Genomic DNA, 8,043 nt, shown 5'->3' on the forward strand with positions numbered 1-8,043 from the left:
TGGCTTAGACCTAAGAGCCGATGGCGCCCGAAGCTAGACAATAAAAGAGTAGCAACTAGAAAGGAGTTACATAATGAATGATTATCTTGTGAAAGCTTTGGCTTATGACGGTCAAATTCGTGCTTATGCAGTACGTACGACTGAAGTTGTTTCTGAAGCACAGCGTCGACACGGAACATGGCGTACAGCCTCTGCGGCTCTAGGACGTTCCCTAACTGCTGGAGTTATGATGGGAGCGATGTTAAAGGGGGAGGACAAACTAACCATTAAAATCGATGGCGGCGGACCAATTGGTGTGATTTTAGTCGATAGTAATGCAAAAGGTGATGTGCGCGGCTATGTTTCAAATCCGCAAGTTGATTTTGAGGCGAATGAACATGGCAAGTTAGATGTACGCCGCGCGGTGGGTACTGATGGTACACTATCTGTCGTTAAGGATACAGGGCTTCGAGATTTCTTCTCGGGTCTAGTACCAATTGTCTCTGGAGAATTAGGGGAAGACTTCACCTACTACTTTGCCACATCAGAACAGGTGCCTTCCTCAGTTGGAGTAGGTGTCTTGGTGAATCCGGATGATACCATCCTAGCAGCAGGCGGATTTATTTTTCAATTAATGCCGGGAATTAAGGACGAGACTATCACTAAGATAGAAGAACGCTTAAAAACCATACCTCCAATTTCGAAACTAGTTAAACAAGGCCTCTCTCCAGAAGAAATATTGGAAGAGCTGTTTGGGAAGGAACAGGTTAATTTCCTAGAAACCATGCCTGTTCAATTTAAGTGTGTTTGTTCAAAAAATCGTTTTGCAGATGCAATTGTCGGTTTAGGTCAAGGTGAAATTGAAGCTATGATTGTTGAAGATGGACAGGCAGAAGCTCATTGTCATTTCTGCAATGAAAAATATCTTTTTACCAAAGAAGAATTAGAGGAGCTAAAAAGTCAGGCAAAATAGAAAACACAGGGGGAGGAGTTTTTGAGACGAAAGCAGCTTTGGATCGTTATTGCAGCGCTTATTTTACTGAACTGTCTAACGATTGTCTTTTTCCTTTCTAAAGTGAGAGATACAATTAATGATGAAGTCGTTGCAACTGTGGGGAAAAGTGAAATAACAAGGCAAGAATGGCTTAATGAGTTAGAGTCTCGATATGGAAAAGATGTACTTAGAGATATGATTGATCAAAAGGTTATAGCGGAAATGGCCGCAAAATATAAAATTAAGGTTTCTGAGGAAGATGTCGACCGCGAATATAGGATTCTTCAAACTACATACAGTTCACCCAGTGAGAACACAAAGACCAATGAAAAGAAGTGGAAAGAACATATTCGTAATAGTCTTCTTCATGATGAAATACTCACTAGGGATGTTAAAGTTTCCGAGAAAGAAATGAAGGCCTATTTTGAAAAAAACAAGGAATTTTTTTCAATCCCTGCTGCCTATCATCTATCACATATTGTTGTGAAAACAAGTACCGAAGCAGAAGAAACACTCAAAGAGCTATCACAAGGATCTAGTTTTTCAGCACTAGCGATGGAACGATCGATTGAGGAGTTTTCTGCTAATGAAGGCGGAGACATTGGATTTATCTTTGAAGGAGAAGAACGGTATCCTACTGAATATCTAAAAGCCGCAAAGGATCTAAAAGAAGGTACTTGGAGTGACCCAGTCAAAGTTGAACAAGGCTATGCCATCGTAAAGCTTGAAGGGAAAATTAAGGGAAAAGAGTATTCTTATGAAGATGTAAAGCAGCAAATTCGAAGAGAAATGGCACTAGAGCAAATGAAGACCTCAGCCACAACCACAACCTTCTGGGAAGAAATGAAGGTAGAATGGTTTTATGGAAATAAAGACATAAACTGAGATAAGCACAGAATAACTTTCTGTGTTTTTATTTTAAATTGAGAAGAAGTAAAATTGATAAATTTGGGAATTTCGTACTGCAAAGTGGTTGACAAAACTAGTAGAAAGCTGATAAGTTTATTATAATACCAATAAAAATACTCGGAATTAAGAAAGAGGTGCTCTAATGGTACGTGTAGCAAATTCAGTTGCAGAATTAGTTGGTCAAACTCCTATTGTAAAATTAAACAGATTAGTAGATGAAAACAGTGCAGAGGTGTTTTTAAAGCTTGAATACTTCAACCCTGGAAGCAGTGTAAAAGACCGTATTGCTTTGGCCATGATTGAAGCAGCAGAAGAAAAGGGTTTAATTAAGCCTGGTGTTGATACGATTATTGAGCCTACTAGCGGAAATACAGGTATTGGTTTGGCCATGATTGCAGCAGCTAAAGGATACAAGGCGATTTTTGTTATGCCTGAAACAATGAGTTTGGAAAGAAGGAACTTGCTTCGTGCGTATGGTGCAGAGCTAGTTCTTACACCTGGTCCTGAAGGAATGAAGGGTGCTATTGCTAAAGCGAATGCACTAGCTTCTGAAAATGGATACTTTGTACCGCAGCAATTCGAAAATGAAGCAAATCCTGAAGTACACCGTAAGACTACTGGTAAGGAAATAGTAGAACAAATGGATCAACTTGATGCATTTATTTCCGGTATCGGTACTGGTGGTACCATTACTGGTGCGGGTGAAGTTCTTCGTGAGAAGTTCCAAAATGTAAAAATATATGCAGTAGAGCCTACTGATTCACCGGTATTATCAGGTGGTAAACCAGGTCCACACAAGATTCAAGGAATTGGTGCAGGGTTTGTTCCTGCTGTTTTAAATACAGAAGTATATGATGAAGTTATTCAAATTGCTGCAGAAGAAGCTTTTGAAGCTTCACGCCGTGCGGCTAGGGAAGAAGGAATTCTTGGAGGAATTTCTTCTGGTGCAGCTATTGCAGCAGCCCTAAAAGTAGCTAAAGAACTAGGAAAAGGTAAAAAAGTACTTGCGATTATCCCTGATAATGGAGAGCGTTATTTAAGTACACCTCTTTACCAATACGAAGGCTAAATATAACTAATGAGGGGTTTAGGCATGATGCTAAGCCTCTTTTTTTTTTGCTTTAAAAAACCTTCTTCTTGTATGATATAAGAAGTGAAAAATACGCGGGAGGTATTTAAGATGCATACATCTGTGAATTACAGTATTAAATGCGGACCACATCAGTTAGATCTTAGTAGGAAAACTTATATTATGGGGATTTTAAATACAACCCCCGATTCTTTCTCAGATGGGGGAAAATATAATACGATTGATCAGGCCATTGAGCATGCTAAGGAAATGGTTGAAAATGGTGCAGATATCATTGATATTGGCGGTGAATCAACACGTCCAGGATATACAGTTATTTCTGAAGAGGAAGAGATTGACCGTATTGTCCCGATTATTGAAGCGATTTCTAAGCATGTTTCTGTTCCTATTTCAATCGATACATATAAAGCAAAGGTTGCTCAAAGAGCAATTGAAGCAGGCGCCCATATCATTAATGATATATGGGGAGCGAAAGCTGATGCTAAAATGGCAGCAGTTGCTGCAGAATACAATGTTCCTATTATCCTCATGCACAACCGGGATGATCGAAACTACTCTTTTTTCATAAGAGACGTGTTAAATGATTTGTATGAGAGTATTAATATTGTAAAGCAAGCTGGAGTACGAGATGACCAGATTATTTTAGACCCAGGTATTGGCTTTGCTAAAGATTTAAATGAGAACATTTTGATGATGCAAAACTTAGATATTTTAACATCCCTCGGCTACCCTGTCCTTTTAGGGACATCAAAAAAATCAATGATTGGACAAGCGCTCAACCTCCCGGTAAAAGAAAGAATGGAAGGGACTGGAGCAACGGTGTGCTATGGAATCCAAAAGGGATGTCAAATCATTCGCATACATGATGTGAAGGAAATGAGCAGAATGGCAAAAATGATGGATGTACTAATGGGGAAGGGTGTCAGCTTTGGATAAAATATATGTAAACCAAATGGAATTTTACGGGTACCATGGTGTTTTTCCTGAGGAAACAAGACTTGGGCAGCGTTTTGTCGTTGATTTAATGGTGCTAATTGACTTGAAAAAAGCTGGCAAAAGTGATCAACTAGAGCATTCGGTAAATTACGGCGAGTTATATCAGCTTTGTAAGGAAATTGTGGAAGGAAAACCTTTTAAACTAGTTGAAGCTGTTGCGGAAAGGATTGCAGAAACTGTTCTAAAGCAGTTTTCTCTAGTTTCCGAAGTAACAATAAAAGTAATCAAACCAGATCCGCCAATCCCAGGTCATTATCGCTCCGTGGCAGTAGAGATAACGAGGGGAAGATAGAAATGGTAAATGTAGCATTTATTTCCCTTGGATCTAATATTGGAAACAGGTATGATTATTTATCGAAAGCCATTGAAAATCTTGCAAAACATTCAAAAATTCAGCTGGTAAATACCTCCTCTGTTTATGAAACGGATCCTGTTGGTTACGAGGAACAAGATTTATTCTTAAATATGGTGATTGAGGTTCATACAGAACTGAGTGCTAATGAACTTTTAGATCTATGTCTGAAACTTGAATTAGAGCTTGGAAGAAAAAGGGAAATAGTCTGGGGGCCAAGAACAATTGACCTTGACATTCTCCTTTTTAACCAAGAAAATATAAAATCAGAGAAACTTATTATTCCGCATCCACGGATGCTTGAGCGGAATTTTGTCATGATTCCTTTGTCAGAGATTAAACCTGACATAATCATTCCAAATATAGAAAAACCACTTGATGCATGGATCAAAGAATTACCTAACAAAGAAGGAGTCCGAATATGGAAGCGGAAAAATGGGGAAGACGTATTCGAGCCTATCGAAAGCTAAAGGGATATACGCAGGAAAGCTTTTCGAAGGAACTTGGTGTTTCAGTATCTATTATTGGTGAGATTGAAAGAGGAAATCGCCTGCCTACGGGTGAACTGCTAAAGAAAATCGGCCAAACCTTAAATATTACAATCGAGGAATTGTCACCAAATGATTAGATGGGAGGGATACTCTTTTGTTGAAAATCGGCAATATTGAAATGAAGAATCAGGTCGTTTTAGCACCGATGGCTGGTGTGTGTAACTCTGCCTTCCGTCTAACGGTGAAAGAGTTCGGAGCTGGTTTAGTTTGTGCAGAGATGGTCAGCGATAAAGGAATTGTTTTAAAAAATGAAAAAACAATGAATATGCTTTACATCGACGAACGTGAAAAACCATTAAGTCTTCAGATTTTTGGCGGTGAAAAGAAAACTCTTGTTGAAGCTGCGCAATTTGTAGATAAAAATACGAATGCTGATATTATCGATATCAATATGGGTTGTCCTGTTCCAAAAATCACAAAATGTGACGCTGGAGCGAAATGGCTTTTAGACCCAGATAAAATTTATGAAATGGTATCAGCTGTTGTAGAAGCTGTAGACAAACCAGTAACCGTTAAAATGCGTATGGGCTGGGATGAGGACCATATCTTTGCTGTCAAAAATGCACAGGCTGTAGAAAGAGCAGGCGGTTCAGCTGTTGCTCTTCATGGACGTACCCGTGTACAAATGTATGAAGGAAAAGCAAACTGGGACATTATTCGGGAAGTAAAGCAGTCTATAAACATCCCATTAATCGGTAATGGTGATGTACAATCTCCACAAGACGCGAAAAGAATGCTTGAAGAGACTGGCTGTGATGGAGTTATGATTGGCCGGGCTGCTCTAGGAAACCCATGGATGATTTACCGAACTGTACATTATCTAGAAACAGGTATATTAATGGATGAACCAACTGTTCGTGAAAAAATGGATGTATGCATTCTGCATCTTGACCGCTTAATTGCCCTTAAAAATGAAAATATTGCAGTACGTGAAATGCGTAAGCATGCTGCTTGGTATTTAAAAGGTGTACCAGGAAATGGATTAATAAGAAATGCTATTAATGAGTGTAATACTCGTGATGAATTAGTTGGTTTGTTAAATGGTTTAGCATCAGATGCAGAAGATGAAAAGAGCCAAGTGATTGTAGGATAAATTTGACTTTACCTATAAGCTTTTCTATAATATTTTTATTTAATGAACACTGCCAGTAGATTAGCTGGCAGTTTTCTTTTATATTAATCTTTTTTGATGTCTGAATTGCTGAGATTGTGTAAAATAATAAAGTATGCATAAAAGTGAACTATTTAAGTGATTAAATGCTAGTTTACATAAAAAGAAGTAATTGGAGTTGATTAGGCATGAGTCAAGAAGAATTAAATGACCAGCTGAGGGTCAGACGGGAAAAAATGAATACGATGCGTGAAAGTGGACTAGATCCGTTTGGAAAACGCTTTGAACGTACTCATAATATCATGGAGTTAGTTGAACAGTATGGAGAATTAGAGAAGGAAGAGCTTGAGGCGAAAAATGTTGAAGTAACTCTTGCCGGTCGAATGATGACCAAGCGCGGAAAAGGTAAGGCAGGGTTTGCGAATATTCAAGACCTCACCGGCCAAATTCAAGTTTATGTTAGAGTTGATGCGATTGGCGCGGAAGCTTATGAAGTATTTGATTCCTCTGATTTAGGAGATATCATCGGTGTCACAGGAACTTTATTTAAAACAAAAGTAGGAGAGTTATCTGTTAAGGTCCAAAACTATACGTTTTTAACAAAGGCTCTCCGTCCGCTGCCGGATAAGTTTCATGGACTAAAAGATGTGGAGCAAAGATATCGCCAGCGTTACCTAGATTTAATTGTCAGCCAAGAGAGTAGAGAGACCTTTATTACACGCAGTAAAATCATACAATCTATGCGCCGTTATCTTGATGACAATGGTTATTTAGAGGTTGAAACTCCAATGATGCATTCTATTGCCGGCGGTGCTTCAGCCCGTCCGTTTATCACGCACCATAATGCTCTAGATATGGAACTATACATGCGGATTGCTATTGAGCTCCACTTAAAGCGTCTAATTGTAGGAGGACTTGAAAAAGTTTATGAAATCGGTCGTGTGTTCCGTAATGAAGGTGTTTCTACACGTCACAATCCAGAATTTACGATGATCGAACTATATGAGGCATATGCGGATTATCAGGACATTATGAGTTTAACTGAAAATCTTATTGCACACATTGCACAAGAGGTACTAGGTACAACTACTGTCCAATACGGTGAATATGAAGTTAACTTAAAGCCAGAGTGGAAGAGATTGCACATGGTAGATGCAATTAAAGAATATACCGGAGTAGACTTCTGGAAAGAAATGAGTGTAGAAGAAGCTCGGGCACTTGCGAAAGAACATGGTGTAGAAATCACTGAACATATGCTTTATGGGCATATCGTAAATGAATTCTTTGAACAAAAAGTTGAAGAAAAGTTAATTCAGCCAACATTTATTTATGGTCACCCAGTTGAGATTTCTCCACTTGCTAAAAAGAATGAAGAAGATCCAAGGTTTACAGACCGTTTTGAATTATTTATTGTTGCACGTGAGCATGCAAATGCATTTACAGAGTTAAATGATCCAATTGATCAAAGAGAACGTTTCGAAGCTCAATTAAAAGAGCGGGAGCAAGGCAATGACGAAGCTCATGAAATGGACGAAGACTTTGTAGAGGCATTGGAATATGGTATGCCGCCTACAGGAGGATTAGGAATCGGTATTGATCGTCTAGTAATGCTGCTAACGAACTCTCCTTCGATACGCGACGTATTATTATTCCCGTTAATGCGTCATCGTTAATATGTAATTGACAAAAGCACCAGATTACTGGTGCTTTGTTTTTGTAGTAAAAGTAATTCGAAAATTATAATTTTAATATATTTGATAAATAAGTTTAAAAAGCTATTGCACTGGGTCAATATTGGTGGTATATTAATATCTGTTGTTGCGAGACAACACGTTTTAAAAAAAGAAATTAAAAAAGTTATTGACTTTAGGTTAGTAACTTGGTATTATTAAAAAGTCGCTTTCGGGTGACAAGATAAAATTGCTCTTTGAAAACTAAACAAACAGTAACGTCAACAAACAATTTTTTAGCTTTTTATAAAAGCTAAGCCAACGTAACAAATGAGCTATATCAACTTTCTTGGAGAGTTTGATCCTGGCTCAGGACGAACGCTGGCGGCGT

Annotated in this window: 9 protein-coding genes; all 9 read left to right on the forward strand. The window is 38.5% G+C overall.

What is annotated here, in order from left to right:
- Positions 1 to 73 precede the first annotated feature (73 nt).
- The 9 genes from hslO to lysS all read left to right on the forward strand — a co-directional run bounded on the left by hslO (position 74) and on the right by lysS (position 7,655).
- Complete coding sequence (gene hslO, locus H0184_RS21060) at positions 74 to 952, forward strand: Hsp33 family molecular chaperone HslO (RefSeq protein WP_221828120.1); 879 nt, start codon at positions 74 to 76, stop codon at positions 950 to 952.
- Positions 953 to 973: 21 nt separating this feature from the next.
- On the forward strand, positions 974 to 1,858 hold the full coding sequence (locus H0184_RS21065; RefSeq protein WP_221828122.1) for a peptidyl-prolyl cis-trans isomerase: 885 nt from the start codon (positions 974 to 976) through the stop codon (positions 1,856 to 1,858).
- Between the two features lie 166 nt (positions 1,859 to 2,024).
- Positions 2,025 to 2,951: a cysteine synthase A gene (cysK, locus tag H0184_RS21070; protein ID WP_221828124.1), complete on the forward strand. Its 927-nt coding sequence runs from the start codon at positions 2,025 to 2,027 to the stop codon at positions 2,949 to 2,951.
- Between the two features lie 111 nt (positions 2,952 to 3,062).
- Positions 3,063 to 3,908, forward strand: a complete 846-nt coding sequence (gene folP, locus H0184_RS21075; RefSeq protein WP_221828125.1) for a dihydropteroate synthase — start codon at positions 3,063 to 3,065, stop codon at positions 3,906 to 3,908.
- The gene (gene folB, locus H0184_RS21080) at positions 3,901 to 4,260 is read left to right on the forward strand and encodes a dihydroneopterin aldolase (protein ID WP_221828128.1); all 360 of its coding nucleotides are present in this window, start codon (positions 3,901 to 3,903) and stop codon (positions 4,258 to 4,260) included. The genes folP and folB overlap by 8 nt, the downstream gene beginning before the upstream one ends.
- Positions 4,261 to 4,262: 2 nt before the next feature.
- Complete coding sequence (folK, locus tag H0184_RS21085) at positions 4,263 to 4,790, forward strand: 2-amino-4-hydroxy-6-hydroxymethyldihydropteridine diphosphokinase (RefSeq protein ID WP_221828130.1); 528 nt, start codon at positions 4,263 to 4,265, stop codon at positions 4,788 to 4,790.
- Positions 4,742 to 4,948: a helix-turn-helix domain-containing protein gene (locus H0184_RS21090; RefSeq protein WP_221828131.1), complete on the forward strand. Its 207-nt coding sequence runs from the start codon at positions 4,742 to 4,744 to the stop codon at positions 4,946 to 4,948. Before folK ends, H0184_RS21090 begins: the two co-directional genes overlap by 49 nt.
- A gap of 17 nt (positions 4,949 to 4,965) precedes the next feature.
- Positions 4,966 to 5,964: a tRNA dihydrouridine synthase DusB gene (gene dusB, locus H0184_RS21095; protein WP_221828133.1), complete on the forward strand. Its 999-nt coding sequence runs from the start codon at positions 4,966 to 4,968 to the stop codon at positions 5,962 to 5,964.
- Positions 5,965 to 6,170: 206 nt separating this feature from the next.
- Positions 6,171 to 7,655 (forward strand): lysine--tRNA ligase, encoded by a 1,485-nt coding sequence (lysS, locus tag H0184_RS21100; protein WP_221828135.1) that lies wholly within the window; start codon positions 6,171 to 6,173, stop codon positions 7,653 to 7,655.
- The last annotated feature ends 388 nt before the right edge of the window (positions 7,656 to 8,043 follow it).

It is taken from the genome of Neobacillus niacini, from assembly GCF_019749295.1.
Lineage (GTDB): Bacteria > Bacillota > Bacilli > Bacillales > Cytobacillaceae > Neobacillus > Neobacillus niacini_D.

Excerpts from the sequence above, each read along its gene's own strand:
- cysK (WP_221828124.1), top strand. The coding sequence starts at position 2,025 with ATGGTACGTGTAGCAAATTCAGTTGCAGAATTAGTTGGTCAAACTCCT.
- folP (WP_221828125.1), top strand. The coding sequence starts at position 3,063 with ATGCATACATCTGTGAATTACAGTATTAAATGCGGACCACATCAGTTA.
- H0184_RS21090 (WP_221828131.1), top strand. The coding sequence starts at position 4,742 with ATGGAAGCGGAAAAATGGGGAAGACGTATTCGAGCCTATCGAAAGCTA.
- lysS (WP_221828135.1), top strand. The coding sequence starts at position 6,171 with ATGAGTCAAGAAGAATTAAATGACCAGCTGAGGGTCAGACGGGAAAAA.
- folK (WP_221828130.1), top strand. The coding sequence starts at position 4,263 with ATGGTAAATGTAGCATTTATTTCCCTTGGATCTAATATTGGAAACAGG.
- hslO (WP_221828120.1), top strand. The coding sequence starts at position 74 with ATGAATGATTATCTTGTGAAAGCTTTGGCTTATGACGGTCAAATTCGT.